16 protein-coding genes, 1 tRNA gene and 6 pseudogenes are annotated in these 25,853 nt (G+C 65.8%); 9 read left to right on the top strand and 14 right to left on the bottom strand.

Features of this window, described 5'->3' with window-relative positions; all coding sequences use genetic code 11:
- Positions 1 to 667 (bottom strand): annotated as a pseudogene (locus tag G205_RS17075) (HNH endonuclease signature motif containing protein); the annotation flags it as partial.
- Positions 668 to 830: 163 nt separating this feature from the next.
- Here G205_RS17075 and G205_RS17070 point away from each other — a divergent pair.
- Together G205_RS17070 and G205_RS17065 are read left to right on the top strand one after the other, a co-directional pair.
- Positions 831 to 920: transfer RNA gene (locus G205_RS17070), tRNA-Ser, on the top strand.
- A gap of 188 nt (positions 921 to 1,108) precedes the next feature.
- A complete protein-coding gene (locus tag G205_RS17065; protein WP_009359084.1) occupies positions 1,109 to 1,570 on the top strand; it encodes an SRPBCC family protein in 462 nt (153 codons plus the stop codon).
- An 84-nt stretch (positions 1,571 to 1,654) separates the two neighbouring features.
- Here the strand turns inward: G205_RS17065 and G205_RS17060 are convergent.
- The 11 genes and pseudogenes from G205_RS17060 to G205_RS23175 all read right to left on the bottom strand — a co-directional run bounded on the left by G205_RS17060 (position 1,655) and on the right by G205_RS23175 (position 14,142).
- A pseudogene (locus G205_RS17060) lies at positions 1,655 to 3,911 on the bottom strand (gluconokinase, GntK/IdnK-type).
- A gap of 44 nt (positions 3,912 to 3,955) precedes the next feature.
- Positions 3,956 to 5,184, bottom strand: a pseudogene (gene manD / locus G205_RS17055) (D-mannonate dehydratase ManD).
- Between the two features lie 38 nt (positions 5,185 to 5,222).
- A pseudogene (locus G205_RS17050) lies at positions 5,223 to 6,640 on the bottom strand (mannitol dehydrogenase family protein).
- Positions 6,637 to 8,040: a glucuronate isomerase gene (gene uxaC, locus G205_RS17045; RefSeq protein WP_009359083.1), complete on the bottom strand. Its 1,404-nt coding sequence runs from the start codon at positions 8,038 to 8,040 to the stop codon at positions 6,637 to 6,639. Before uxaC ends, G205_RS17050 begins: the two are co-directional and overlap by 4 nt.
- Positions 8,041 to 8,043: 3 nt before the next feature.
- Positions 8,044 to 8,949, bottom strand: a complete 906-nt coding sequence (locus G205_RS17040) for a sugar phosphate isomerase/epimerase family protein (RefSeq protein WP_009359082.1) — start codon at positions 8,947 to 8,949, stop codon at positions 8,044 to 8,046.
- Between the two features lie 4 nt (positions 8,950 to 8,953).
- Positions 8,954 to 10,117 carry a Gfo/Idh/MocA family protein gene (locus G205_RS17035; RefSeq protein ID WP_035753583.1) on the bottom strand — a complete coding sequence of 388 codons (1,164 nt, stop codon included), beginning with the start codon at positions 10,115 to 10,117 and terminating at the stop codon, positions 8,954 to 8,956.
- Positions 10,114 to 10,961, bottom strand: a pseudogene (locus G205_RS17030) (sugar phosphate isomerase/epimerase family protein). Before G205_RS17030 ends, G205_RS17035 begins: the two are co-directional and overlap by 4 nt.
- A 2-nt stretch (positions 10,962 to 10,963) precedes the next feature.
- Positions 10,964 to 11,885 (bottom strand): annotated as a pseudogene (locus G205_RS23860) (carbohydrate ABC transporter permease).
- Entirely contained in the window at positions 11,882 to 12,895 is a 1,014-nt protein-coding gene (locus tag G205_RS17020; RefSeq protein WP_009359079.1) for a carbohydrate ABC transporter permease, read from the bottom strand. Before G205_RS17020 ends, G205_RS23860 begins: the two are co-directional and overlap by 4 nt.
- A gap of 6 nt (positions 12,896 to 12,901) precedes the next feature.
- The gene (locus G205_RS17015; protein ID WP_235047047.1) at positions 12,902 to 13,777 is read right to left on the bottom strand and encodes an extracellular solute-binding protein; all 876 of its coding nucleotides are present in this window, start codon (positions 13,775 to 13,777) and stop codon (positions 12,902 to 12,904) included.
- Positions 13,778 to 13,788: 11 nt separating this feature from the next.
- A complete protein-coding gene (locus tag G205_RS23175) occupies positions 13,789 to 14,142 on the bottom strand; it encodes a type 2 periplasmic-binding domain-containing protein (RefSeq protein WP_235047046.1) in 354 nt (117 codons plus the stop codon).
- A gap of 315 nt (positions 14,143 to 14,457) precedes the next feature.
- Here G205_RS23175 and G205_RS17010 point away from each other — a divergent pair, with 315 nt between their 5' ends.
- The 5 genes from G205_RS17010 to G205_RS16990 all read left to right on the top strand — a co-directional run bounded on the left by G205_RS17010 (position 14,458) and on the right by G205_RS16990 (position 20,706).
- A complete protein-coding gene (locus G205_RS17010; protein WP_009359078.1) occupies positions 14,458 to 15,510 on the top strand; it encodes a LacI family DNA-binding transcriptional regulator in 1,053 nt (350 codons plus the stop codon).
- Positions 15,511 to 15,759: 249 nt separating this feature from the next.
- Entirely contained in the window at positions 15,760 to 16,518 is a 759-nt protein-coding gene (locus G205_RS17005; RefSeq protein WP_009359077.1) for a LamB/YcsF family protein, read from the top strand.
- A complete protein-coding gene (locus G205_RS17000; protein ID WP_009359076.1) occupies positions 16,515 to 18,236 on the top strand; it encodes a 5-oxoprolinase subunit B/C family protein in 1,722 nt (573 codons plus the stop codon). The genes G205_RS17005 and G205_RS17000 overlap by 4 nt, the downstream gene beginning before the upstream one ends.
- Positions 18,237 to 18,247: 11 nt before the next feature.
- Positions 18,248 to 20,002 carry an acetyl/propionyl/methylcrotonyl-CoA carboxylase subunit alpha gene (locus tag G205_RS16995; RefSeq protein ID WP_009359075.1) on the top strand — a complete coding sequence of 585 codons (1,755 nt, stop codon included), beginning with the start codon at positions 18,248 to 18,250 and terminating at the stop codon, positions 20,000 to 20,002.
- 35 nt (positions 20,003 to 20,037) lie between these two features.
- Entirely contained in the window at positions 20,038 to 20,706 is a 669-nt protein-coding gene (locus tag G205_RS16990; RefSeq protein ID WP_035753579.1) for a GntR family transcriptional regulator, read from the top strand.
- Between the two features lie 120 nt (positions 20,707 to 20,826).
- On the opposite strand, the gene G205_RS16985 is transcribed toward G205_RS16990, so the two are convergent.
- Positions 20,827 to 21,609: a putative hydro-lyase gene (locus tag G205_RS16985; protein ID WP_009359073.1), complete on the bottom strand. Its 783-nt coding sequence runs from the start codon at positions 21,607 to 21,609 to the stop codon at positions 20,827 to 20,829.
- A complete protein-coding gene (locus G205_RS16980; RefSeq protein ID WP_009359072.1) occupies positions 21,609 to 22,826 on the bottom strand; it encodes an NRAMP family divalent metal transporter in 1,218 nt (405 codons plus the stop codon). The genes G205_RS16985 and G205_RS16980 overlap by 1 nt, the downstream gene beginning before the upstream one ends.
- Before the next feature lie 1,317 nt (positions 22,827 to 24,143).
- Here G205_RS16980 and G205_RS23855 point away from each other — a divergent pair.
- Together G205_RS23855 and G205_RS16970 are read left to right on the top strand one after the other, a co-directional pair.
- Positions 24,144 to 24,695, top strand: coding sequence for a helix-turn-helix domain-containing protein (locus tag G205_RS23855; RefSeq protein ID WP_338058428.1), 552 nt, complete (start codon positions 24,144 to 24,146; stop codon positions 24,693 to 24,695).
- A complete protein-coding gene (locus G205_RS16970) occupies positions 24,692 to 25,642 on the top strand; it encodes a glutaminase (protein ID WP_035753578.1) in 951 nt (316 codons plus the stop codon). The genes G205_RS23855 and G205_RS16970 overlap by 4 nt, the downstream gene beginning before the upstream one ends.
- The last annotated feature ends 211 nt before the right edge of the window (positions 25,643 to 25,853 follow it).

Below are 25,853 nucleotides of genomic sequence, written 5' to 3'. Positions count from 1 at the left end.
CGACCCGCCGGTCGGCTGCGGATTTTGTGTGGCGTTTTTCGATGGATTCGGGGTGGTAGCGTTCGCGCCAGGCTCGGACCTTGGCCCGCAGCCGGGACGGCACAAGGTTCGCGGCCGGGCAGCCGCGGGCCGGGTTGGGCGCGTCCGGGTCCAGGAAGTGGTCCGCGAGGGCCACGGCGGCGGGATGGTCCAGGGCCTCGGTTTCGTCGGCGATGATCCTGGCGCCCTGCCACGACAACGCCCCCGAAAACAGGTTCCCGTAGACCGAGGGGAGGGAGCAGACCCGCCGGGACTGGGACAGGAACGCCCCTGCTGCCCCGGAGCTGATGGTCAGGACCCCGGCGATTTCTTCCACTGCCGATATTTCCGCGTACGTGCGGTCGTGAGTGGAGGCGTCGGGTGGTGTCATGGCCTGCTGCAGGTCGAAGGCCTCGGCCGAGTCCCGGGCTTTCAGTGCGGCGTTCTGGGCTTCCAGTGTCGACTCCACCTCCAGTCGCGCCAACCGAAGCCGATACAACCGCCCCATGACATCCACCACGGATTCGTCGGCATTCCCGTCTGCGGTCGCAGCCTCCAGTTCCTCCTCTTCGAGGAACAGCGCCTCGAGGGCAGCCATGGTGGAACGAATGCCCTCCATCGCTGACGCCGTGCGCGTGCCGGTTCCCATAAAGACATCCTCTAATGGGGGTATGACATTTTGGCAGGCACCTCTGCACAATTGCTCACCCCCGCCAGCCGCCCCCAAAGGTCGCGGTGGCAGCGAGTCCTACCACCGGGGATGGTCGCCCGTTTTGGGGATGTGCGCCCCGCTCCGGTACCCTATTGAGGTTGGTGACGTGTCCGAGCGGCCGAAGGTGCAACACTCGAAATGTTGTTTGGTGTAAAAGCCAACGTGGGTTCAAATCCCACCGTCACCGCCAGATGAGAAGGTCCCGGTTCCTTTGAGACAAAGGAACCGGGACCTTTTTGCTTTCCTGGGTTCCAGGCCGCAGGTGTCGCGATTTCTGGCTACCGAAGAGAGGCTTCGAGAAGGATTGCGGGCTGCTTCTGCCAGCGGGATCATGGAACTGCACACCCTCCCGTCAGGCGCAGATTCGAAGTGGTTCACATGCCGGAACGCCATATCACCGTGCAGCGTCGGATGCCCGTTCCCGCCGATTCAGTGTGGGATTTCTACTCCGATTTCCCGCATCTCGCCAAGCACTGGCACGGCCTCAGAGCGACCCGTGCCATTGGCGACCAGTCCAGCGGAGTGGGTGCCCGCCGGCGCGTCGAGCTCAAGCCCATGGGCACCATGGATGAAACCGTCACTGTCTGGGATAAAGGCCGCAGGATGGACACAGAGAATCATCCGAATGCGCTGGTTCCGTTCAAAAGTGCCAAGTCCTCACTCTCACTTGCAGCCGTGGACGACGGGACCTTGGCGACCTTCGATTACCGCTACGTCCCCCGCGGCGGCCCCATAGGCCGATTCACCGGACCACTGCTCGACAGGATGCTGAAAGCCACCTTCACCGACATGCTGGCCGCCAGCGAGAAGGCCGCCCGTGACGCTTCCGGACGTGCCTGACGAACATCCCCTGTGACGCAACGGAAGAACGCCGGACGCAGGGGTTCATCCCCGCGCCCGGCGTCCCGGCCGCCAGCGCGATATCTACTGCCGGGTGTCGAAGGACCCGCAGAACACGTTGTCGTTGAACGTCCCCTGGAACTCAGACTTGCCCTGGATCTTTTCGATGGCTGCCCGGATGGCCTCCCGTGAACCGGCGTGCGCGTGGATCGCCGTACGGACCATCGGAACGTCAATTAAATGGTTCGGCTGGTTCAGCGAAACGAACACCGTGGGGACCTCCGTGGCATACCAGGGGATCTCGGCCGCCATCGGTGAGGACCACTTGATCCGGATGGCCGCCTCCTGTGCGAAGCCTTTGACATTGGCAAACACGAAAGCGGCGTCGTACTTTTCCGGGTAGTCCCCCGTGGCTTCCTCTGCCAGGACGGTCATGAAGTTCACCCCCGCCTCCCCCCGCAGCTTCACGCTGCTCGGCAGTGCGGAAGACATGGACTTCGAAACCGGCCGCCTCGAGTTCCTCCTTGACGGTGTCCAGGTAGGCCAGCGGATCGGCCCGGGTGAAGTCAGCACCGCCGGAGATGCCGTACAGCCGGATCCGCGGATGGGTTTCGGCGGTGATGGGCAGGTTTCCCGCCGTGTCCTTGACCAGGGTGACGGTCTTGTCCGCGACGTCGGCCGCAATGGCCCGGTGCGCCTCGGAACCAATGACGGACAGCGCCTCAACAGGCGGCACCAGCTCGTCCAAAGGCTTCCGGTGCAGCCCCAGCGAGGCCTTCAGCCCAAGGATCCGCCGCAGGGCATCGTGCAGCCGCTCCTCGCTGATGACGCCGGACTTGTACCCATCCATCATGTAGCCAAAGTCCTCCGCAGGGTTGCGGAAGAACAGGAACATGTCGCAGCCCGCGGCAATGGTGGCAGGCACCAGGTCCTTGCGCTTCATCGCCTGCGTCAGGCCTACCATCAGCGACGCGTCGGTAAGGACCAACCCGTTGAAACCCAGTTCGCCGCGGAGCAGGTCCTGCAGCAGCTCGGGTGCGAGCGTGGCGGGCAGGATTTCGGAATCCGGCAGTCCCGGCCGGAAGTGCCGGGACAGCTCCGGCGCCCCGATGTGCCCCACCATGATGGACTGCACCCCGTGTGCGATCATCTGGCGGTACACGTGGCCGTAGGTCCGGTTCCACTCCTCATAACTGAAAGTGTTGTAGGACGTCACCACATGCTGGTCTCGTTCATCAACACCGTCGCCGGGAAAGTGCTTCATTGCGCAGGCGGTGGGCGACTCGCTGATGCCGTCGAAGTACTCTTTTGCCCGCTCCACCACGATCTCCGGCGTATTGCCGAAGGCCCGGGTGGAAACCACGGTGTTCCGCCAGTTGTAGTGGATGTCCACGATGGGCGCGAACGCCCAGTTGCAGCCCAGGGCCGCGGTTTCGACGCCGGCCACCTGGCCCATCTGCCGGGCAATACCCTTGTCCGGGTGGGAGCCGGCCTGCAGGTGCGTGGACACGAATGTGCCGTCGTCGCAGCTTCCGGCCCCGCCCATCTCCGGGTTGGACGCGACCAGCAGCGGAATGCGCGACCTCGACTGGGCGTACCGGATGTGTTCCTGCACGGCCGCGGACGGACCCGGCCGGTAGCGCATGCCGCCCACGTGGTAGGTGTCCAGCACGCCATCGAGGTACTCCGGCGCGTAGCTGTTGTTGTGGTTGATGAAAAGCTGCCCGATCTTCTCCTCAAGCGTCATGGCACCGATGGTGCCTTCCACCCAGGCGATGGCGTCGCCGTCGAGATTGAACGGCGGAGCAGCCAGGTCGACGCCGGGCTGCCGCGGCTTGGTGCCTGCCCGATCAGGGGCAGGGCGTACGACGGCGGCGAGGTTTGTCAGTGCCGCGGCCACAACGTCCGCGACGGGGGCAGCGATGTCGACGACGAATCCGGCTTCGTCGGCTTCGAGCGGTTCCAGCGTGGCGAGCTGGGAGTCCAGGAGTGCGGGCGGCATGAAGTGCCCCGTCCGCCCTTCGGTGCGGGCTTTCAGGACTTCCTTGGTTCCGTGCAGGTGCAGGAAGACGGTGTCCGGGGCCTGTTCGCGGATGGCGTCGCGGTAGCTGCGGCGCAGCGCCGAGCAGGCGAGCACCAAACCGCCGTCACCGGCTTGGGCCAGAGCGGCGCCGACGGTGGCGAGCCAGGGCCAGCGGTCATCATCGGTCAGCGGGGTGCCGGCGGCCATTTTGGCGACGTTCTCCACCGGATGCAGCGAATCGCCGTCCAGGAACGGGACGCCGAGTTCGCGGGCGACGAGGTCGCCGATGGTGGTCTTGCCGCAGCCGGACACGCCCATCACCACCACACGGAGCTTGCCGGGTGTGGCAGGTTTGATCGTGTTCACCAGTCGTGCACCGTTCCGTCGATGAGGCGGTTGTAGGGCAGGTAGGCCTGCTGGTACGGGTACGCGGCTGCAGCTTCTTCGTTGAATTCGACGCCGATGCCGGGGTTGTCGCCGGGGTGCAGGTAGCCGTCCTTGAAGGTCATGGACTGCTCGAAGACCTCGTTGGTCTTGTCGGAGTGCTGCATGTATTCCTGGATGCCGTAGTTGTGGATGGCCAAGCCCACGTGCAGCTGTGCGGCGAACCCGACCGGGGAAATATCGGTGGGGCCGTGGAAGCCGGACTTGATCTGGTACTGCGCGGCGAAGTCCATGACCTTCTTCAACGGCGAGATCCCGCCGAAGTGGGTGGACGCGGCCCGGACGTAGTCGATCAGCTGTTCCTTGATCAGGGTCTGGTAGTCCCACACGGTGTTGAAGATCTCGCCGATGGCCAGCGGGGTGGTGGTGTGCTGGCGGACCAGGCGCAGGCCCTCCTGATTCTCGGCCGGGGTGCAGTCCTCAAGCCAGAACAGGTCGTACGGTTCCAGCGCCTTGCCCAGCTTCGCGGCCTGGATCGGGGTCATCCGGTGGTGCCCGTCGTGCAGCAGCGGGATCTCCGGCCCGAACTCGTTCCGGACGGCTTCGAACACGGTGGGCAGGTGCCGCAGGTACGCGCGGGTGTCCCAGTCCTCCTCCACCGGGAACGCGCCCCGGCCGGCCGGCTCATAGTCGTACCGCTCCCCCGAGGCCTGCGCCTGCGCGGCGACACCGTAGACGGCTTGATGCCCGGCACGGCGGTCTGGATCCGGATCGACTTGTAGCCGAGTTCCAGGTGCTCCCGGACCGAATCGAACAGCGACGGGATATCCGCGCCCGAGGCGTGCCCATAGGCGCGGAGCCCGGTGCGGGACGCCCCGCCCAGGAGCTGGTAGACGGGCATCCCGGCGAGTTTGCCCTTGATGTCCCACAACGCCATGTCCACCGCCGCGATCGCGGCCATGGTCACCGGGCCGCGGCGCCAGTACGAGGACCGGTACAGGAACTGCCAGGTGTCCTCGATCCGGTGCGGGTCCTTGCCGATCAGCAGCTGCGCAACGTGCTCCTTCAGGTAGGCGGCGACGGCGAGCTCCCGACCATTAAGGGTGGCGTCACCAATACCGGTCACACCATCCTCAGTGGTGATCCGCAAGGTCACGAAGTTACGGGACGGACTGGTCACGAAGACATCGGCGGCAACGATTTTCATGGAAATCAACTGTTCCTTCCGGAAGTGAAAGCGGGGGTCTAGGGACGTGTGGGAACGGCGGCAGCCGCCTTGTTGGCTGTAAGGGATCCGCAGAGCCCCTGCACCAGATCAACTATCGCGGCATCATTGCCGATGCTGGCGCTGACCAGGCGGAGCAGGGCCCGGACCCTTTCGCCGCCCTCCAGCGTGTTGGCCGCTTGGATTTCGGAAGCCAGCGGATCCTGGAAGTCCTGGGAGGTGGCGACATAATCGATCCAGGCGGCAAGCATGAGGGCGCTCCCGGCGCCGGTGCAGCCGGCAGCCCGTTCGGCCATCAGGACGGGCACGGCGCGCATGCGCAGCTTGGTGGTTCCATCAGCCGCGATCTGGGCCAGCCGATGGGCGATACGGGCGTTGCCGAACCGCTCCAGCAGGGCCTGCCGGTACTGCGGGATGGCCAGGCCATCAGCGTTCAAATGGTTTGCCGCCTCGTCCCAGAAATCCTCCACGGCTTTGCGGCACACCGGGTCGGCCAAGGCCTGGGCAACTGTGCTGTGACCGCGGAGCTGCCCGGCGTACGCAGGATCGAGTGCGAACCGTTAAGGAGCCACAGTTTGCGGTTTTCATAGGGCTCTATATCGTCAACGACGACGGCGCCAGCCTCCTCCCAGCGCGGGCGTCCGGCAGGAAAATCGCCGCTGAGGACCCAGTTCCGGAAGGGTTCGGCCACCACCGGCGAGCTGTCGCTGTAGCCGCACTGCTCTGCCACTTCTTCAATATCCTCAGCCGTGGTTCGTGGGGTGATCCTGTCCACGGAGGTGCTGACGAAGCTCACGTTCGCCCCGATCCACTCCCCGAGGCCCGTGCCCAAGGCAGCCGCCAGGCCCAGGACGGCGCGGCGGGCAACGTCGCCATTGGCCGAGAGGTTGTCGCAGCTGACGACGGCGAGTGGTCCCCCGCCGCTGTCCCTCCGGCCTGCAAGGGCCAGCACCAATCGTCCCAACGGCGACCCAGGCGCCCCTGTGCCGCCGGCTGCGATTGCCGAGAGCGCACGGAGATCATCCGCGGCAGCCGGCGAGTCGGCGTCGAACGTCCCATCCGCTGCCAGCCCGTAGGCCGCCTCGGTGATGGTCAACATGACGACTGCCGTCTCATTGGCCGCAATCAGCTCGCAAAGCCTGTCCACATTGGCGCCGTCCACGGCTTCGACGATGCTTCCGATGACTTCGAAGCTGTCACCACCTGCTGACCGCTCAACCAGGGTATAGAGGCAGTCCTGCGTGGAAAGCGCCGTCGCCGCATCAGGGCGGCGACCGGTGAACGCTGCGATTCCCCACTCCGCCGCGTCCGATGCATGCTGGGTATACCAGGCCTGGTGCGAGCGGTGGAACGCACCCAACCCAAGGTGCACGATCCGCACCGGCGCCTTAGGCAGCGGCTTTAGGCTGCGATTCAATACAGGCGGCGCGGCACTCACAGCTTGAACACCCGTCGGGGAGAAGCATCCACGATGTCCATGATCAGTTCCTGGGCCCGTTCTTCGCTGATCCGGTGCTCGGCCACCAGGCGTGCCAGGAATGATGCCTCGATCCGCCGGGACGTGTCATGCCGGGCAGGAATGGAGCAGAACGCCCGGGTGTCGTCGATGAAGCCCGAGGAGCGCGAGAAACCCGCCGTCTCCGTTACCGCCGACCGGAAGCGCAGCATTGCGTCGGGCGCATCCAAGAACCACCATGGTGCCCCCAGGTACACCGCCGGGTAGAACCCGGCCAGCGGCGCCAACTCCCGGGAGAACACCGTCTCGTCCAGGGTGAACAGCACCAGGTGGAAGTCCTTGGCCGTCCCGAAGTCCTGCAGCAGCGGCCGGATGGCCTCCGTGTAATTGACCGCAACCGGAATGTCATGCCCGGTATCGGCCCCGAAGGCCTCAAACGTGGGCGTGTGGTGGTTGCGGAACGAGCCTGGATGGATGGTCATCACCAGGCCGTCCTCCACCGACATCCTGGCCATCTGGTACAGCATGTGCGCCTCGAAGGCATCCCGTTCCCGGGGCCCTGCCTGGCCGGAGCGGCCGAGCTCGAAAAGCCGCTCCGCCTCGCCGTCGTCCAGCTTCACTGTGTAAGGCGTGAACACGCCATGGTCAGCGGACACCGCCCCGCGCTCCACGAAGTGCCGCCGGCGTGCCTCCAGCGCCTTGATATACCCGGCGTAACCGGTGGCGCCCTCCCCCGCAGCGCTGATGAGGCGCTCCACGTTGTCCTGCCACGCCGGGTGCGCCATGTTCAGGTACTGGTCCGGCCGGAAGGTGGGCAGCACCCGGCCGGCAAAGGCAGGGTCCGCCTGCAGGGCTGCATGGCTGTCCAGGGAGTCCAGCGGGTCATCCGTGGTAGCCAGCACCTCGATGTTGAACTCCTTGAACAGCTCACGCGGGCGGAAACCGGGCTCGGAAAGCTTGGCCTGCAAGGCGTCGTAGAGACGGTCCGCGTTGTCCGCGGTCGGCTCCTCCTGCAGCCCGAATACGTGGGCGAACTCCTGCCGGATCCAGAACCCGGACGCGGTCCCCTCAAAGGCTGGCCAGGCTTCGCAGAAGTGCCGCCAAACCTGCCGGGAGCCGGCCGGTTGGCTGCCGAGGCCCAACTGGTCCATCGGTACCCCGCCGGCGTGGATCAGCCGGGTGACGTAGTGATCCGGAGTGACCAAGAGGGCGGCGGGGTCCGGGAATGGGCTGTTCTGTTCGATGACGGCCGCGTCCACGTGACCGTGGGGGGAGATGATCGGCAGCCCCTCCACCTTTTTGTACAGTGACCGTGCGATATCCCGGACACCGGGATCGGCCGGCAGCAGCCGATCCGGATGATCCGCTATGAATTGGCCCATGGTTCAGCGCCTCCCTGCCGGGACGGAAAGCCCTGCCAGTTCCGCTACGGAACGGAGGTAGTCAAGGTTGTCTGCCGTCCGCTCAGCCAACGGCCGTTCGGTGGAAAAGTCCTCTACGGTCACCCACCCGTCATAGCCATGGGCGGCGAGCGCCTTGAAGTACTGCAACACGCTGCCTTGGCCCGAACGCAGGGGAGCCCACTCGTTCCGGTAGACAGCTGCGCCGGACTCGTCGGTTTCACCGCTGTTGACCCATACCGCGTTCTTCACGTGCACGTGGGCCAGATAGTCGCCCAGGAGCTCGAAGGCCGGGAGGTAGTCCTCCTGGCCTTCGATGAGCAGGTTGCCCAGGTCGTGGATGACTCCCACGTGCCGCGGATCCAGGCCGTCCAGCAGCCGGAGTGCTGACGACGCCGAGGCGGTGATGGTCCGGTGGTGCAGTTCCACGAGAGCCTTGACGCCATGGTGCGCTGCCCGTTGGGCGATCCATTCGAAATCGCGGCGGGCTCCATCAAAGAGCTCGGGGTAGGGCGTGCCACTGGCCGGTTCGCCGCCCCATGCCGCGGTTCCCAGCGCAGGTGTGGTCACCCGGACTCTTTCGGCGCCCAGCGTGGCGGTAGCGGCCAGCATACGGTCTACGTCCGCGTGGTTGTCACAGCGTGCGTACCCCCCTATGCCGGAGAATTCCAGCCCGGCACCGGAGGTGAGTGCGGCGATCCTTTCCAGCTGGTCTTCCATTCCGGTAAGCGGGACGGTGGCCTTGTTGCCGGCCCAGAAGCCTGGCTCTGCGGCGTCTGCCTGGTCCGTGATGCGCCACTCAATGCCGTCCCAGCCCTGGTCGGCCAGGTGCTGCACTGCTTCTTCGGGGGTCCATTGCGGGGTGGATGCGGTAAACACGGAAAACTTCATGGCTTTAGGCGCTTTCTGCCGCGGAGCTGCCGGTGCGGACTTCAAGGTCGTTGTACTTGCCGGCCAGGACGTCGTCGAAGAGGACGGGCTGGCCGAGGGTTGCCGAAACGTAGACTGAGCGCACCGCCGCGAGGGCATTGACGGCGTCACTAACGGTGACGCCGGCCTGCCTTCCGTCGGCAATGGCGGACAGGATATCGCGGTACTGCCGGACATGCCCGGCGGGGTAGACGGTGGGGTCCGCCGCTTTGTAGTCTTCCTCCGGATACCTGGCCAGTTCCTGTTCCGCCTGGTTGCCACCACCTTGGAGGCCCATGTCCGCCGATTCGCCGCCGGCGTCTTTGCTGTGGAAGTACTCCAGCCGGTCGTTGTCCACCACGGCGGATCCTTCGGATCCCATCAGCTGGACGCGGACTGTCAGGCCCGGGTAGGCCGCCGTGGTGGCGTGCAGGACTGCCAGTCCGCCGTTTTCAAAGGTGACGGTGGCAACCGCTGTGTCTTCCACCTCGATCCGTTCGTGGGCAAGCCGGGCGGTGTGTGCGTGGATCTCCACGGGGCGTCCCATGAACCACAGGAGCAGGTCCACGGTGTGGACGCCCTGGTTCATCAGCGCACCTCCGCCGTCCATGGACCACGTGCCGCGCCAGTCGCCGGAATCGTAATAGCCCTGGCTGCGCCACCAGGCAACGGAGGCGATGGCGGACGTGAGCCGGCCGAAGCGTCCTTTGGTGACGGCGTCGGCGACCGCGACGCTTGACTGGTCGAACCGGTGCTGGCTGATGACTGAAGCGACGATCCCTTTAGCCGCGGCCTCCTTGGCCGCGGCTTCTATTTCCTGGGCCCGGGTAAGGTCAACGTCAAGGGGCTTTTCGATCACCACGTGCTTGCCGGCAGCCAGGACCTCCAGGCCCTGCTGGATGTGGAGGCCGCTGGGGGTTGCCAGGGCCACGAGGTCGATGTCTTCGGCGGCGAATGCCTCCGCCAGCGTGGGGTACTGTGGCGGCCGCTCGCCGCCGTTCTTTTCAATGAAGTCTGCGAGGGATTCTGCTGCCGCCGGGATGGCGTCAACGAGGGCGGCAATGCGCACCTCCGGGAACTCCCTAAGGGCTACGGCGTGGGTCCGCCCGATGACTCCGCATCCGGTGATGGCTACGTTCAGAGTGCTCATGCCGTCTGGACTCCTGCTTCTGCGGTGACTTTTGCAAATGCGCGTGCTGCGATACCGAAGGCTGTGGGACCCGAGAATCCGCCGAGCCCGTGGGCGCCGGCAAGATGCGGCTCCAGGGAGGCGAAGCCTCGTACCCGTCGTCTTTGAGTGCCTCTACGGTGCGGAGCACATCCCCGTCCCCTTCCCCGGCCGGAACCACATGCCCGTTCTCGAACAAAGCATCCTTGACCTGCAGGTACTCAAGGTGCGGGCGCAGTTTCGCATACCCCTCGTCGAAGGGCTTGACCCCCACCTGGACGAAGTTCGCGGCATCCCAGGCCACCTTCAGGGCCGGCGAATTGACGGTTTGGATGATGTCCAGGACCCTGTCGGGGACGTCGCCGAAGATGTCCTTTTCGTTCTCGTGCAGTAGTATGACGCCGGCTTCCTCCGCCACATCGGCCAGTGCCCGCATCCGCTCCATCACGTCGTCTCGGATGCTTTCCACCTGCACCGAACCGCCGTAGTAGAAGGAGAAGATGCGGATGTATTTGGCGCCCAGGACCGTGGTGGCATTCACTGCCCGCCGCAGCCGCTCCACTTCGTGCCGCACCGGGAGGGTGACGTCCACCTTGCCGATGGGGGAAGCGATAGCCGAGACCTTCATGCCTTTCTCCGCCAGCAGCGTCGCAAGGGACTGGAGCTGTTCATCGCTCAGGTCCACGATGTTGGTGCCCCACGCGCTGCGGACTTCGATGTGGTTGGCTCCGAGGGCCTGCAACACCGCAATCTGGACTGCGGGGTCGTCGTCGATCTCGTCTCCGAAGCCTGACAGCTGCCAGGTGACCTGAGTGCTCGAAACCATGGTTATTTAACTCCTCCGGCGGTCAGCCGCCTACTAGGTAGCGCTGGAAAATCAGGTAAAGGATGACCACTGGCGCGGCACACACCAGGGCTGCGGCCATCATCTGGCCGTAGGACGGGATGGCCCCGCCCTCCTGCGATGCCCCAAAAATCTGGAGTGCCACGGCAGCGGTCTGGCTCTCAGGCCGGGTCATGACCGAGGCGAACAGCACGTCGTTCCAGCCGAGCAGGAAAGCGAAAATGCCGGAAACGACGATGCCGGGCCAGCTGAGGGGCAGGATGATCCGGAAAAGAACTCCCAGGTTGGATGCGCCGTCGATCCGTGCGGCTTCTTCCAGTTCCTTGGGAAGCCCGCGGAGGTAGGTGACCATCACCCAGGTGGAGAACGGCATCGCGAAGGTCAGGTAGGTGACAAAAAGACCCCACTGCGTTCCGATGACCTGGATGCGAGATAGGTTGCAGCCGAGGAAAACAGCACGAAGACCGGCAGCACCATGAGCGTTCCGGGGACGGACTGCAGCGCCAACAGGCCCCGGAGGATGGTCAGCCTGCCACGGAAGCTGTAACGGACCAGGACAAACGCGGTGGAGACGGACAAGGCGGCAGAGACTACCGCCGTGGCCCCCGCTACCAGCACGCTGTTGGTGAGGCCGGTGGCGAGGCCCACGCTGGTCCAGATTTTGGCGTAGTTCTCAAAAGTGACCGATGAAGGCCAGAACTCCCCGTTGGCCACGCCGATATCGGAGTTCACTGACGCAAGGAAGATGTACAGCACAGGAATCAGGACCACTGCGCCCAGGAATACCAGGATGATGATCAGCAGGGGCGCCGGCAGGAGTCGCAGCACTTCGTGCTGTCGTTTCGAACCCGGTCGGGGGATGTCGTGGTGTACTGCCGAATGCCGGCTGGCGGTCGAGGTGCTCACTTCTTGGCTCCTGGTGATTCGGCGTCGTCGAGCTTAACGGCGCGGAGGTAAATGAACAGCGGAATGGCAATGAGGACCAGGGAGATGAAAGCCATGGCCGCGCTCAGGCCGAAGCGGAAGCTCTGGAAACTCGTGACGTAGGTAAGGATGGGGAGAACCTCCACATCAGCGGGCGCCGGTACACCGAAGAGCACGAAGGGAAGCGTGAAGTTGTTGATGTGGTGCAGCATTCCGATCAGGAACGCCAGCGCCAGCGGGCCCTTTAGGTAGGGAAACACGACATACCGGAGCTTGTTCCACCAGAGCGCCCCGTCAAGGGCTGAGGCCTCGTGCACTTCGTGGTCCACGGCCTGCAGCCCGGAGAGCGCCAGCAGGTAGATGAATGGCCAGGACGCCCAGATCTGGACGAGTACCAGGGTCCAGAACGATTGGGGACCGTTCAGCCACAGTCCCGCGTCGATTCCGAAAGTGCCCAACGCCCTGTCGATAATTCCCTCGGGCTGGAACATCGTCCGCCAGACTGTTGCCACAACGAAGGAGGGCAGGACGTACGGAATCAGGAAAACCGAGCGGATGACTGCACGGCCCTTGAACGCGTTCTGGGTTGCAACTGCAGCGGCTATGCCCAGCGGCAGTGTCACGACCATTGCTATCAGCGAGTAGCTCACGCTGAGCCAGACTGCGTTCAGCAGCGGCGAAGCAGTCACGGCTTCGACAAAGTTCTCCACGCCGATGAACGGGGAACTGATCCACTTCCGCAGGGTGTACTGGTCCAGGTCGAGGGCGGACATGTAGATGCCCAGGACGAGCGGTACCACGATGATGATGATCATCAGGAACCCGCCCGGGATAAGCATCCACAGCGGCCGGTCCCGTTCGCTCAGGCCTTTGCGGCGCGGGCTGCTCTGGTTGCCCGGCTCCTGGCCGGGGACATCAGCGGCAGTCTCTGCCGCCCGGCTTGCGGCGGACTCCGCCGCAAGCCGGATTTCGTTGGAGGCGTCGGTTGACATCAGAACTTATCCCTTGGAGGCCCGGTCCAGGGATGCCTGGCCCTTCTCCTGGGCCTCCTTGATCCTTGCTTCGAGGGCGGAGCTGTCCACCTTGCCGGCGGCAAGGTCGGGAATCGACTGGACAGTAACGTTGAGGAGGCCGAGCTGCATGTCACCCCATGCGCCGGTGAAAGGCGTTGCCTGTGACTTCTCGGCTGCCTCGGCGAGAGGCTTGAGCTTAGGGTCGCTAAGGCTGGCAAGAGCCTCGGCGTTGGCCGGGAGGTCACCGAAGATCTTCTGGTAGTTCAGTTGCTCTTCCTTGGAGGTGACCAGCTTGATATAGGCGAAGGCGAGATCCTTCTGCTTGGAGTAGTCAGCCACCACCAGGTTGTCGCCGGAGAGGATACTCGCGGCGTCATCCTCGGACTTGGACTCCGTCTCCCCCGGGGCGATGGTGGGCATCAGGGCATACTCGTACTTTCCGGCGACTTCCGATTTCTCGAGAGTCGGGATCGAGCTGGACGTGGTCATCATCAGGTAACCGGCCTTTCCGCTGGCAAAAGCGGCCACAGCGTTGCTGTTGCTCCACCCGACTGATGCGGGGTCCACAACCTTGTCCTCCGTCAGCCAGCCGAAGTACGTCTCGTAGGCCTTCTTGACGGCGGGATCATCCATTTTGAATGTGTCGCCGTCCACCAGCGGGTTCCCGGCCTGCACCGACATGGCCCAGATGAACTTCCAGGGGTCGAAGTTGTCCTTGTATCCGGTGGCGATCCCGTAGGTGCCGTCCTTGGTCATCTTCTTTGCCTGCTCGGCGAGTTCGTCCCAGCTGGTGGCGGGCTTTTCGATGCCGGCCGCAGCCAGCAGGTCCTTGTTGTAGGCCATCACGAAGGGGCGGCTCACGAAGGGGATGCCTACCTGGTTCTCCTCATCAGGCCTGAAATGCCGAGGGTGGCCTGATTGAAACGGTCCTTGCCACCCACCTTGTCCCAGTCTTCATCTGACAGCTTGACGAACGCATTTGTGGCATAAGCGGTAGGTGTGAACGTCGTCCCGAGGCCGTACACGTCCGGGCCCTGGCCGGACACCACTGATGTCTGGATGCGGGTGAGTTCATCATTCGCCGAGGCGAAGGTCTCAAACTTCACTTCAGCCCCGGTCTCAGCCTTGAACTTCTCGGCGATCTCGCTCTGCCACTGTTTCTGCTGTTCCGGGTACTGGGGAAGGACCCCGACCAGGACATTCAGGGTCTTGCCGGTGCCGTCCACCTTCCCGTCCGCGTTCGTTGAAGTGCCGGATGATTCTGAACCAGCGGCGCAGCCAGTCAGTGCCAAGCTGCCGCCGTAACGATTGCTGCGACCCCTGTAGACGATCTAAACCTCATTGTTCTCTCCTCTGGGACGCCCACACGGCCACAAGGACAAGTGGCGCACGTCACTGCAGGCGATTCATCGACCAGCTTAGGAGCGCAGCAATGTTGCGGCAAGCGATTGCCATAAGTTGCCAAAACTGATGAAATATTTCTGTTGGCGTTTTCCGCAGTGGTAACGGGATCCGACGCGTCAGCGCGAAAGGAACGCCCCATGATCACTCCTGCTACTGGCCCGGCACATGAAGAAGCCCGCAAAGGTCCCGCGCCTGCGGACCGGATGCCAACAATCAAAGACGTTGCAGAACTCGCGGGGGTGGCAACGTCCACCGTGTCACGGGCCCTCTCCAAGCCTGACCGGGTGAACCAGCACACCCGGCAACGCATCCAGGAAGCTGCCGCCCAGTTGAACTATGTTCCCAGTTCACAAGCAAAGGGCCTCAGTTCGGGCCGGACGGGCACGGTTGCGGTCCTGGTGCCGGATATCACCAATCCCTTCTACTTCGACATCATCAGAGGAACACAGCACCAGCTCAAAGCCGCCGGCCTTACCCAACTGCTGGTGGATACAGAAGAGTCCAGTGAGATGGAATTGGATGCACTCCACAAGATGCGGCGCTCGGCCGACGGCTTCGTCCTTGCAGCCTCACGCCTCACCGATGCGCAACTTGCGGAGGTGGCCGGGTCCCAGCCCTTGGTGACCATCAACCGGGCATCCGCTGATGCACCGTCAGTAGTAATCGACACCCCGTCCGCCATCATCCAGGCCTTGGACCACTTGGCTTCACTGGGCCATAACAGAGTTTGCTACGTGGGAGGTCCGCCCACATCGTGGTCGAACGAAATGCGCTGGAAAGTCTTTGAGGAGGACTCCAGGAGGCGCGGCATGGAGACCCACCGCATTGGTCCTTTCATCCCCAAGACAACGTCAGGGGCGGCAGCAGCAGATGCAGCGCTGAGAACAGGGGCAACAGCGTGCGTTGTCTTCAATGACCTGCTGGCTATTGGAATGTTGCAGCGACTCCAGGCGCGGGGCATTCGCGTACCGGAAGACATGAGCATTGTCGGATCAGACGACATTTTCGGGGCGGACTTCTGCAACCCCCCTCTAACAACAATTTCAAGTCCCATCGAGCAGGCTGGACGCGTTGCAGTGGCCATGTTGCTGTCCCAGCTCAATCCGGTACCCGGCGGAGCAAGCCGGAAGCTTGCTGTTATGCCCACTCATCTCACAATCCGCCAATCCACCGGGCCTGCACCTGATTGAGCCCGTGAGGTTCCGACCCGAACACAGGAAGGGCGGGCGACGGCGGGAAGCACCCGCCGTCGTCCGCCCTTCCTCAGTGCAGAGGTCCGTTAGGCCCTGGCGGGGACTCCCGCGCCGTTTCAGCCGGGACGCCGGGCTCGTTGCATGTTCCGCAGCACTCGGGCGCGGTAAAAAATACCCCAGGATTGTTGAACAATCTTAGATTCTCGTGCATCCTAGAGAGACCACTTCAACGAGACGAGAATCACTATGGCCTTCATTGACCTCAACAGCGACGTCGGGGAATCCTTCGGCAACTGGACCATGGGCGATGACGCAGCAATCTTCCGCTCGGTGTCCAGCGCCAACGTCGCCTGTGGCTTCCATGCCGGAGACCCGTCCACAATCGCCCGTACCTGCCGCGACGCCGTTGCGGCCGGCGTCGTCATCGGCGCGCACGTGGGCTACCGCGACCTCGCCGGCTTCGGCCGGCGCTTCCTGGACTGCTCCGCCACGGAACTCGCGGATGACGTCCTCTACCAGATGGGTGCCCTCAGCGCGCTGGCCACGGCCGCGGGCGGCCGCATCCAGTACGTCAAGCCGCACGGTGCCCTCTACAACACCATCGTCACGCACGAAACGCATGCCCAGGCCGTCGTGGACGCGGTCAAGGCCTTCGGCGGCGACCTGCCGCTGCTCCTGCTCCCCGGCTCCGTAGCCCTGGCCCGTGCCGAGGCCGCTGGCCTCCGGGGCGTGGCCGAAGCCTTCGCGGACCGCGCCTACAACCCTGACGGAACCCTGGTCTCCCGGCGCGAAGCCGGGGCTGTCCTCCACGACGAGGACGCCGTGGCCGCCAATATGGTCCGGCTGGCCACCGAGGGAACCATCATTGCCCGCGACGGGTCCGCCATCAAGGCGGAAGCGGAGAGCATCTGCCTGCACGGCGACACCGCCGGTGCCGTTTCCATGGCCGCGGCGGTGCGTCGTGAACTTGAAGCCGCCGGCGTGGATATCCGGAGCTTCGTGTGAGCTCCCCCCACATCCGCTGGGCAGGGCCCCGCGCCCTCCTTCTCGAACTCGACTCCCTGGAAACCGTCCTGGCCGTCCACGCCCGGCTGCAGGAGACGCCCTTGCCGGGGCAGGTGGATGTCCTGGCCGCCGCACGGACCGTCCTTGCGGTCTTCGATTCCCGCGCCTCGGCGCAGGCGGCCCGTGCCGCCGTCGCCACGCTGGACAGGGACGCGGCCGCGGTGAACGCCGGCAGCGCCGAACCGGTCCGGATCGAGGTGGTGTACGACGGCGACGACCTCGCCGAAGTGGGCCGGCTGACCGGGCTGGGTGCCGACGGCGTAATCGCCGCGCACACCGGGCAGCTGTGGACGGCTGCGTTCGGCGGGTTCGCCCCCGGCTTCGCCTACCTGGTAGGCGAGCATGACGCACTGAATGTTCCACGGCGCAGCTCACCGCGCACCGCCGTTCCCGCAGGTTCCGTGGCCCTGGCCGGCAATTTCTCCGCCGTGTACCCGCGGCGCTCCCCGGGCGGCTGGCAGCTTATCGGACGCACCGCTGCCCGGATGTGGGACCTGGACCGTGAACAGCCTGCCATGCTCCGGCCCGGCAGCACCGTCCGGTATGTCGCAGTGCGGGAAGTCGTGGAAGTCGTGACGGTCGCGGAACCCGCCGGACAGCGTGAATCCGCCGGACAGGGTGGACCCGCCGCACAGCCGGACACCCCTGCCGGGGTCCAGGCTGCCGGGGTTCCCGCCCTGGAGATCATCACCCCCGGCCCGCAGTCCCTCATCCAGGACCTTGGCCGTCCCGGCTTCGGAGACCTGGGCGTCTCCCCCGCGGGCGCTGCCGACGCCGCCGGTGCCCGCCAGGCGAACCGCCTGGTGGGAAACCCACCGGGTGATGCCGTACTTGAAACCGTCCTGGGCGGACTGTCCGTCCGCGCCCGCGGCGAACTGACCGCCGCGCTCACCGGCGCTCCCGCGGACGCGGAGATCCGGTCAGGCAGCGCCAGCCGCCCGGCCCCGCTGTACGCCCCCTTCCCGCTGCACGACGGCGAGAGCCTCCACCTTGGCACGCCGGAGGCCGGCCTGCGCACTTACCTTGCCGTCCGGGGCGGCATCGACGTTCCCCCGGTGCTGGGCAGCCGGTCCACGGACCTGATGTCCGGGATTGGACCGTCTCCGCTGGACGCCGGAACGGTGCTGCCCGTAGGCGCGGCAGACCGCGGCCGTGTGGTGGGCCAGCCGGAACCGCCAACCCTGCATCCGGCCCTCAGCCAGGGCGGGACCGACGGCGCCCCGGTGGTGCTTCGGGTGACCCCCGGTCCCCGCGACGACTGGTTCACACCGCAATCCCTCGCCGCGTTGACCGGGCAGGACTGGGCGGTCACTGCCGAGTCCAACCGGATCGGCGTGCGGCTGGATACTTCAGCCGGCGGGACACCGCTGGAACGCTCGCGGACTGAGGAACTGCCCAGCGAAGGAGTGGTTGCCGGCTCACTGCAGGTGCCGCCGTCGGGCCTTCCCGTCCTCTTCCTCGCCGACCACCCAGTGACCGGCGGTTACCCCGTGATCGCCGTCGTCGTTCCCGAAGACCTGCCGGTGGCGGCGCAGCTCCCGCCCGGAACCACCGTCCGGTTCCAGGCCGTGGACCCAGGGACCATGGAGCCGCTCCGGCCCGGCGCCCTGCAGCAGCCGGAACCCACCGCCCCCACGCCTGCCACGAACAGCCTGTGAAAGAAGCAGCCATGAAAAAAGTCCTGATCGCCAACCGTGGCGAAATCGCCGTCCGGATCGTCCGCGCCTGCGCCGATGCAGGCCTGGCGTCCGTCGCCGTCTACTCGGATCCCGATGCCGACGCCCTGCACGTGCGCCTCAGCGACGAGGCCTACGCCTTGGAGGGGTCCGCCAGCGCGGAAACCTACCTGAACATCGGGAAGCTCCTGGCCGTGGCAGCCCGCGCCGGTGCCGACGCCGTGCATCCCGGCTACGGCTTCCTGTCCGAGAACGCCGACTTTGCGCAGGCGGTGCTCGACGCCGGACTCACGTGGGTGGGCCCGTCACCGGAAGCCATCCGCAGCCTGGGCAACAAGGTCACCGCCCGGGAAATCGCCGTCCGCGCCGGCGCCCCGCTGGTCCCCGGGTCAGACGGACCCGCCGCAAACGCCGACGAGGTGCGGGCGTTCGCCGCGCAGTACGGCGTTCCGGTGGCCATCAAGGCGGCCTTCGGCGGCGGCGGCCGCGGGCTGAAGATCGCCTACCGGATGGAGGACATCGACGACGCCTTCGACTCCGCGGTGCGTGAGGCAACCGTAGCCTTCGGCCGTGGCGAATGCTTCGTGGAACGCTTCCTGGACCGGCCCCGCCACGTCGAGGCCCAGGTCATCGCCGATACGCACGGAAACGTGGTGGTGGTGGGCACCCGTGACTGCTCCCTCCAGCGCCGCAACCAGAAGCTCGTGGAGGAAGCACCGGCGCCGTTCCTCACGCCGGAGCAGCGCAGCCGCATCCACGAGTCCGCCCGCGCCATCTGCCGGGAAGCCGGTTACACCGGGGCGGGCACCGTGGAGTACCTGGTGGCACCCGACGGCGTCATCTCCTTCCTCGAAGTCAACACCCGGCTGCAGGTGGAGCACCCGGTCACCGAGGAAACCTCCGGCATCGACCTGGTGCGCGAACAGTTCCGGATCGCCGCAGGCCTGCCGCTCTCCATCACCGAGGACCCCCAGCCCACCGGCCACGCCATCGAGTTCCGGCTGAACGCCGAAGACGCCGGCCGCGGCTTCCTGCCCTCCCCCGGCCCCGTGGACGTCTTTGAGGCACCCACCGGCCCCGGCATCCGCGTGGACTCCGGGGTCCGTTCCGGCTCCGTCATCCCGGCCGAATACGACTCCCTGATGGCCAAGCTGATCGTCCGCGGCGAGGACCGCGCGCAGGCGCTGCGCCGCGCGCGTGCCGCGCTGGACGAACTGCGGATCGAAGGCGTGCCCACGGTGGTCCCGTTCCACCGGGCCGTGGTGCGAGACCCGGACTTCACGGCGACGGACCGACTGGGCGTCTACACCACGTGGATTGAGTCCGAGTTCTCCGGCCGGCTCGCGGCCTCGCTAAAGAGCGGAATTGCCGGGCCCGTGGCGCGGCGCGAAACCCTCACCGTGGAAATCGACGGGAAGGCCGTCCAGCTGGGACTCCCGGCACAGGTTTATGCGGCCCTGATGAACGGCGGTGGCGGTGTTTCGGCCGGTGCAGGTTCTGCCGGTGCCGGCACCCACAGCGGAGACGCCGCCGACGACGGCCGGGTCACCGCGCCGATGGGCGGCAACCTGGTCAAATGGCTGGCCGAGGACGGCGCCGAGGTGGCCGCCGACCAGCCCCTCGCCGTCGTGGAAGCGATGAAGATGGAAACCGTGGTGGCCGCGTCCGGTGCCGGCACCTTCCGCCGCGGTGCGCAGGAGCCGGGGGCCGTCGTCGTGCGCGGCGAAGTGCTGGGCACGGTCGGCTAACATCGGATGTTGACTTGGAGATTGGGGGCGCGGACATGGATACCGGGACACACGGCGCAGCAGAACACGCACACACGACGGCATGGATCGCTTCCGTGCTGCGGAACCGCATCGCGGCCGGCGAACTGACCCCCGGGTCAAAGCTTTCCGAACAGTCGCTGTCCACCTCGCTGGGCGTGTCCCGCAATACCCTCCGGCAGGCGTTCACCATCCTTGCCGGCGAGTCCGTCGTCACCCGCATCCCCAACCGGGGCGTCTTCGTGGCGTCGCCCGGCGCTGAGGAAGTGCGCGAGATCTACCGCATCCGCCGGACCATCGAACCTGCCGCCGTGCTCTGGGGTGAGCTCACTCCGCGGACACTGGACGAGATGGAAGCCATTGTCCAGCGCGCCCAGGCTGCCCGGAACGCCGGCTCCGTCACGGACATGGCGGATGCCAACCAGGCCCTGCACCGTGCGGTGGTGGGCCTGACAGGGAGCGCCACGCTGCAGGAGCTGATGGACCGCGTGCTCGCCGAAATGCGGCTGGTCTTCCATGCCATGGCCTCCGCCCCCGACTTCCACAGCCACTATGTGGAGCGCAACGTGGAGCTTGTGAAACGGCTCCGCGCGGGTGAACGGGAGGAGGCGGCGGCCGGGCTGCGCGCCTACCTCGATGCCGCCGAAGCCGAGCTGCTGGGCCACCTGGCCGGCACGGGACACTGATCACCAAAGGGCACTGACCGGGACAGGGCACTGACCGGGACAGGGCACTGACCGGCAGCTGTAAAACGGAGAGGGCCTGCACCAACCGGTGCAGGCCCTCTCCGTTTATAGGCGACAGGTTCAAGGAACCAGGTAGTCGCTGTCCCTCGCGTCGGTGATGAGCATGTGGCCCGGCGCGTGGCCGATGGCCAGCGGGGGCCGGGACTGCATCACCGCGGCCTGCGGCGTGACGCCACACGCCCAGAACACCGGAATGTGGCCATCCGGAATGGTCACGGCATCGCCGAAATCCGGCCGGGCAAGATCGCTGATGCCCAGTTCGTGGGGATTGCCCACGTGGACCGGTGCGCCGTGCACGGCCGGGTAGCGGGAGGTGATGCGTACCGCATCGGCCACCTGCGAGGCGGGGACGGGACGCATCGAGACCACCATCGGACCGGACATGGTGCCGGCGGGGGCGCACTGGCGGTTGGTACGGTACATCGGCACATTCACGCCCTGCTCGATGTGGGCTATGCCGATGCCGCCGTCCTGCAGGGCGGCCTCGAACGTGAAGGAACAGCCGATCAGGAACGTCACCAGGTCATCACGCCAGTGGCCTGTGATGTCCGTGGGCTCGTCCACCTTCTCCCCGTCGCGGTACACCGTGTACTTCGGCACATCGGTGCGAATGTCCCCGCCGGCCAGCAGCGGACCGCTGGTTTCGCCCGGTTCGAGGATGCCCAGGATGGGGCACGGCTTGGGGTTGCGCTGGGCGAACAGCAGGAAATCGAAGGCGTGCTCCCGGGGGATGGCAAGCACATTCGCCTGCGCGTACCCGCGGGACCAGCCGGACGTCGGTTCCACCAGCCCGCCGCGGAACGCTTCGCGCGCCGCGGCGGGGGTAGTGCTGGAGCGGTCCATCATGCCCACAGCTTCGCCAGGCCCATGACCGAATTCCAGCCCAGGAACACGGTGAGGATCCAGGCTGCGGCACCAACCAGCAGCAGCCACTTCGGGTAGGCGTAGCCGTGCATCAGGTCGCGGCGGCGCCAGGCCACCCAGAGCAGGACCGCAAAGCCCACCGGCAGGATCAGGCCGTTGAAGGCGCCGGCAAAAATCAGCAGCTGCTGGGGCGCCTGGCCGAGGAAGATGTACACGATGGCGCAGCCGGCGATGAACGCGACGGTGATGAGGTTCCGCTTGCGCTCGGGAGTGCGGGAGGAGGTGATGAAGGAGACAGAGGTGAAGGCTGCGCCGATGACCGAGGTGATGGCAGCGGCCCAAAGAACCACGCCAAACATCCGCATGCCGATTTCACCGGCGGCCGCGCCGAAGGCCTCGGCCGCCATGTTGTTGCTGCTGAGGACCGTCCCGCCGGCAACGACGCCGAGGATGGCCAGGAAGAGCAGCACGCGCATCAGACCGGTCACCAGGATACCCAGGACGGAGCTGCGGGTGATCTCCTTGACGTGCCGGATGCCGGTGGCGCCGGAGTCGAGCATGCGGTGGGCACCGGCGTAGGTGATGTAGCCGCCCACGGTGCCGCCCACCAGGGTGGTGATGATGAGGAAGTCCACGGTTTCGGGGAGGAACGTGTTCTTCAGGGCCTCTCCCAGCGGCGGGGCGGCAACGATGGCCACGTAGATCATCAGCAGGATCATGACGGCACCCAGCAGCACCACGATCCGGTCCAGCGCCATGCCGGCCTTCTTGCTGATGAAGATCAGGATGGCGACGGCGGCCGAGACCGCACCGCCGATCTTGGGGTCCACACCCATCATGGCGTTGGCGCCGAGGCCGGTACCGGCGATGTTGCCGATGTTGAAGACCACGCCGCCAAGGAACACCAGGCCGGAGAGGAACCAGCCGACGCCGGGAAGGACCTTGTTGCCAAGTTCCTGCGCCCGGAGCCCGGTGACGCCGATGACCCGCCAGACGTTCATTTGGACTGCGATGTCGATCAGGATCGAGGCTAGGATCGCGAAGGCGAATGCGGCCCCGATCTGGGCTGTGAACACCGTGGTCTGGGTGATGAAGCCCGGTCCGATGGCGCTGGTGGCCATGAGGAACATGGCGCCAAGGAGCGCGGTGCGCCGGGCGGAAGTGCTCAGGTTCAGTTTGATGCCGGGTTCTGCCATGGTTTCCATCCATTGCCTAAGGTGACTGGAGTCACAATTATCGTCCCCAGTGACAATACAGGTTGTTCAACAATCTTGGCAAGGTATTGTTGAACAACTTTTTCGAAACAGCACGCCGTGGCGGGGACTTTCGGTACTGCCCCTTCCATGGGCCGGAATCCAAAAAGGGGACTGCAGGCTTGGTTCGCATTCCATAATTGGGGCCCGCTGCGCTGGTTACGATGAGGTGACCGGACAGAGCCGTCCGGCGGAATCAACGCAAAAGGAAACCCATGGCCGCGGTTACGGTGGACGACATCCTCTCGGATCTCCCCCTGGGTTCCGCCAGCCTCATCCTCCGGCCCGCCCCCGACCGGTCGGCCATCGAGCGGCTCCTCATCCTGGACGCCGATGACGGGACGGCGGATGCAGCAGGGGCATTTGTCCTGCTGATCGGCGTGCGCGGCCGTTCTGCCCTGCCTGCCCTGCGCCGGCTCCTGCAGAATCCCCCGCCGGTGGTGGCGATCAAGGGCAACCGGGAAGACGTTGCCGAGGCGGAGGAACTCCTGCACACTGCCGGGGCAGGGCTGCTCCTGGTGGATCCCGGAGCTGACTGGGACCGCCTGCTGTCCATTGCGAAGGACAGGATCCAGCCGCGCAGCTACCAGAGCGAGGTGCTGACCCTCCTCGAGGAGGACCTGTTTGCCATCGCCCAGACCACGGCCCGGCTGACCTCCAGCCACGTGGTCATCGAGGACGCCGCCAACAAGGTCCTCGCCTACTCCACGGTCACCAACGACATCGACGAACTGCGGAAAGCCTCCATCCTGGCCCGGCGCGGTCCGCGGAAATACGAACTGCTCCTCAAGGACCTGGGCGCCTACCGTGAACTCCACCGCACACGGCTGCCGGTGCGCGTCCCGGCCAGGCCGCAGGACGGGCTGCGTGAACGGGTAGCCATCACCCTGTTCGCCGGCGACCGGATCATGGGCTACATCTGGCTCCAGGAAACCGGCGAAGGCTTTGGCCCGGACGTCGACAACATCCTGACAGGATCCGCCGCGCGGGTTTCCGCCGAGCTGATCCGCTACCGCAACCAGCAGTCCGTGCACATGCGGGAGGACCGCATCGTGCGGCTCCTGTCCGGTCCGGCTGAAGCCGCGGCCAGCGCCCACAGCGAGAAGATCCCGGCGGACCGGCCGGCCGCCCTGGTCCTGCTCGGCATGTCCGCCGCGGACTCCCAGGCCGACGACGCGGCACTCAAGCACGGCGAACTGGCCAACCTCGCATCCATCCACGCCGCCGCGTACAAGGCCTCCGCCGTCGTCGGGCAGTTCAATGGCGATACCGCATCATCATCCCCGGGCTGCAGTCCACCGCCTCCGAGCCGGGGCTGCGCACCCTGGCCGAGGCCATTGTCCGGGATGCGCGCAAGCACCTCGGCCTTACCCCCTTTGCCGCCGTCGGTCCCGTGGTCCCGGATCTGTTGTCCATCCATACGGCCACCCGCATCACCGAAGCCCTGCTGGCCTGCGTGGGGAGTGCGGACGCGGGTGCCGTTGCCACGGTGGACGACTTCGAGGAGGAGATCCTCTTCCGCGAGGCGGTCCGCAATTTCACGTCGTCCCCCTTCCGTCACCGCAGCCTGGCGGCGCTGCTCCAGCAGGATGCCGAGCTCGCCGGGACCTGCGTGCGTATTTCGACGCGTCTTTCGACGTCGCCGAGTGCGCCAAGCGCATGAACCTCCACAAGAACACCGTCTACTACCGGGTCAGCAAGGCCGCGCGGGTCACCCGCCTGGACTTCGGCAACCCCCGCGATTCCCTTGTCGCCCTGCTCCACATCCAGGAGTGGGCGGCCAACCACCACGATCTGCCAGGCAGGAAATGACCGCAACACTCCAGGCACCACCTTTGGGTGGCCTCCTCGACGACATCGTCGGCAAGCACCGTCCCCGCCGGGAAGCGGGATCCGTCCCCGGAAACATTCCGTTCCTCGCGGAGATCCCGTTCGACAGGTTCGGGATCGCGGTGGCCACCACCTCCGGGGAAGTCTTCAGCTCCGGGGACGCACACGTCCCGTTTTCCATCCAGAGCATTTCCAAGGTCTTCACGCTGGCCATGGCACTGCAGGGCGGCAAGGCCGGTGCGCTCTGGCAGCGGGTCCTGCGCGAACCCTCCGGAACGTCCTTCAATTCGCTGGTGCAGCTGGAAGTGGAACACGGCATTCCACGCAACCCGTTCATCAACGCCGGCGCCCTGGTGGTCACGGACCACCTGATGGAGGAAGCGCCCGACGCCGCCACGCAGCTTCTGCGGTTCGTCACCGAACAGGCGGGGAACGGGCCGGAGGACACCTTGCCCGGGCCCTTCATCGACGAGGCCGCGGCCGCCAGCGAGCTGGCTCGCAGCAGCCGCAACCTGGCACTGGCCCATTTCCTGAAGGACTTCGGTAACCTCCGGCGGCCCGCCGAAGCGGTGGTGGAAAGCTATGTCCGCCAGTGTTCGATCATGATGTCGTGCGTTGAACTCGCCACGGCCGGGCTTTTCCTGGCCCGGGACGGCCAGGGCGCCCGGGGATCGGTCCTGTCCCCCAGCGAAGCCAAGCGGATCGGTTCCATCATGCTGACCTGCGGGATGTACGACGCCGCCGGCGAGTTCGCCTACCGCGTGGGCCTTCCGGGCAAAAGCGGGGTGGGAGGCGGAATCCTGGTGATCGTTCCAGGCAAATGCACCATCTGCGTCTGGAGCCCGCGCCTGGACGCCAAAGGCAACTCGCTGGCCGGCACTGCCGCCCTCGCCGAACTGTCCGACCTCACCGGCTGGTCCGTCTTCTAAGCCCGCTCCCACCTTAATCCCCCCACCCAGACAGATCTTTCCCGGATCGAAAGGATCAACCATGCCCAAAAACCCCAATGACGAGGTTGGCATTTCCCAGGCCGACGGCGGGCACGCGCATGCATCGGAGCAGGCCCTGCACGCCGAGGATAAGGGTTACCACAAGAATTTGAAGCCGCGGCAGATCCAGATGATCGCGATCGGCGGCGCC

The sequence above is a fragment of the Arthrobacter nitrophenolicus genome (assembly GCF_000332815.1).
Classification (GTDB): Bacteria; Actinomycetota; Actinomycetes; order Actinomycetales; family Micrococcaceae; genus Arthrobacter; species Arthrobacter nitrophenolicus.
The sequence above is the reverse complement of the archived record's forward strand: the minus strand, read 5'-3'. Positions and strand labels throughout refer to the sequence as shown.

What these genes read in the sequence shown, in the direction of transcription:
- G205_RS17065 (WP_009359084.1), top strand. Translation starts at nt 1,109, where the DNA reads ATGCCGGAACGCCATATCACCGTGCAGCGTCGGATGCCCGTTCCCGCC.
- uxaC (WP_009359083.1), bottom strand. Translation starts at nt 8,040, where the DNA reads ATGGGCCAATTCATAGCGGATCATCCGGATCGGCTGCTGCCGGCCGAT.
- G205_RS17040 (WP_009359082.1), bottom strand. Translation starts at nt 8,949, where the DNA reads ATGAAGTTTTCCGTGTTTACCGCATCCACCCCGCAATGGACCCCCGAA.
- G205_RS17035 (WP_035753583.1), bottom strand. Translation starts at nt 10,117, where the DNA reads ATGAGCACTCTGAACGTAGCCATCACCGGATGCGGAGTCATCGGGCGG.
- G205_RS17020 (WP_009359079.1), bottom strand. Translation starts at nt 12,895, where the DNA reads ATGTCAACCGACGCCTCCAACGAAATCCGGCTTGCGGCGGAGTCCGCC.
- G205_RS17010 (WP_009359078.1), top strand. Translation starts at nt 14,458, where the DNA reads ATGATCACTCCTGCTACTGGCCCGGCACATGAAGAAGCCCGCAAAGGT.
- G205_RS17005 (WP_009359077.1), top strand. Translation starts at nt 15,760, where the DNA reads ATGGCCTTCATTGACCTCAACAGCGACGTCGGGGAATCCTTCGGCAAC.
- G205_RS16995 (WP_009359075.1), top strand. Translation starts at nt 18,248, where the DNA reads ATGAAAAAAGTCCTGATCGCCAACCGTGGCGAAATCGCCGTCCGGATC.
- G205_RS16990 (WP_035753579.1), top strand. Translation starts at nt 20,038, where the DNA reads ATGGATACCGGGACACACGGCGCAGCAGAACACGCACACACGACGGCA.
- G205_RS16985 (WP_009359073.1), bottom strand. Translation starts at nt 21,609, where the DNA reads ATGGACCGCTCCAGCACTACCCCCGCCGCGGCGCGCGAAGCGTTCCGC.
- G205_RS16980 (WP_009359072.1), bottom strand. Translation starts at nt 22,826, where the DNA reads ATGGCAGAACCCGGCATCAAACTGAACCTGAGCACTTCCGCCCGGCGC.
- G205_RS23855 (WP_338058428.1), top strand. Translation starts at nt 24,144, where the DNA reads ATGGCGATACCGCATCATCATCCCCGGGCTGCAGTCCACCGCCTCCGA.
- G205_RS16970 (WP_035753578.1), top strand. Translation starts at nt 24,692, where the DNA reads ATGACCGCAACACTCCAGGCACCACCTTTGGGTGGCCTCCTCGACGAC.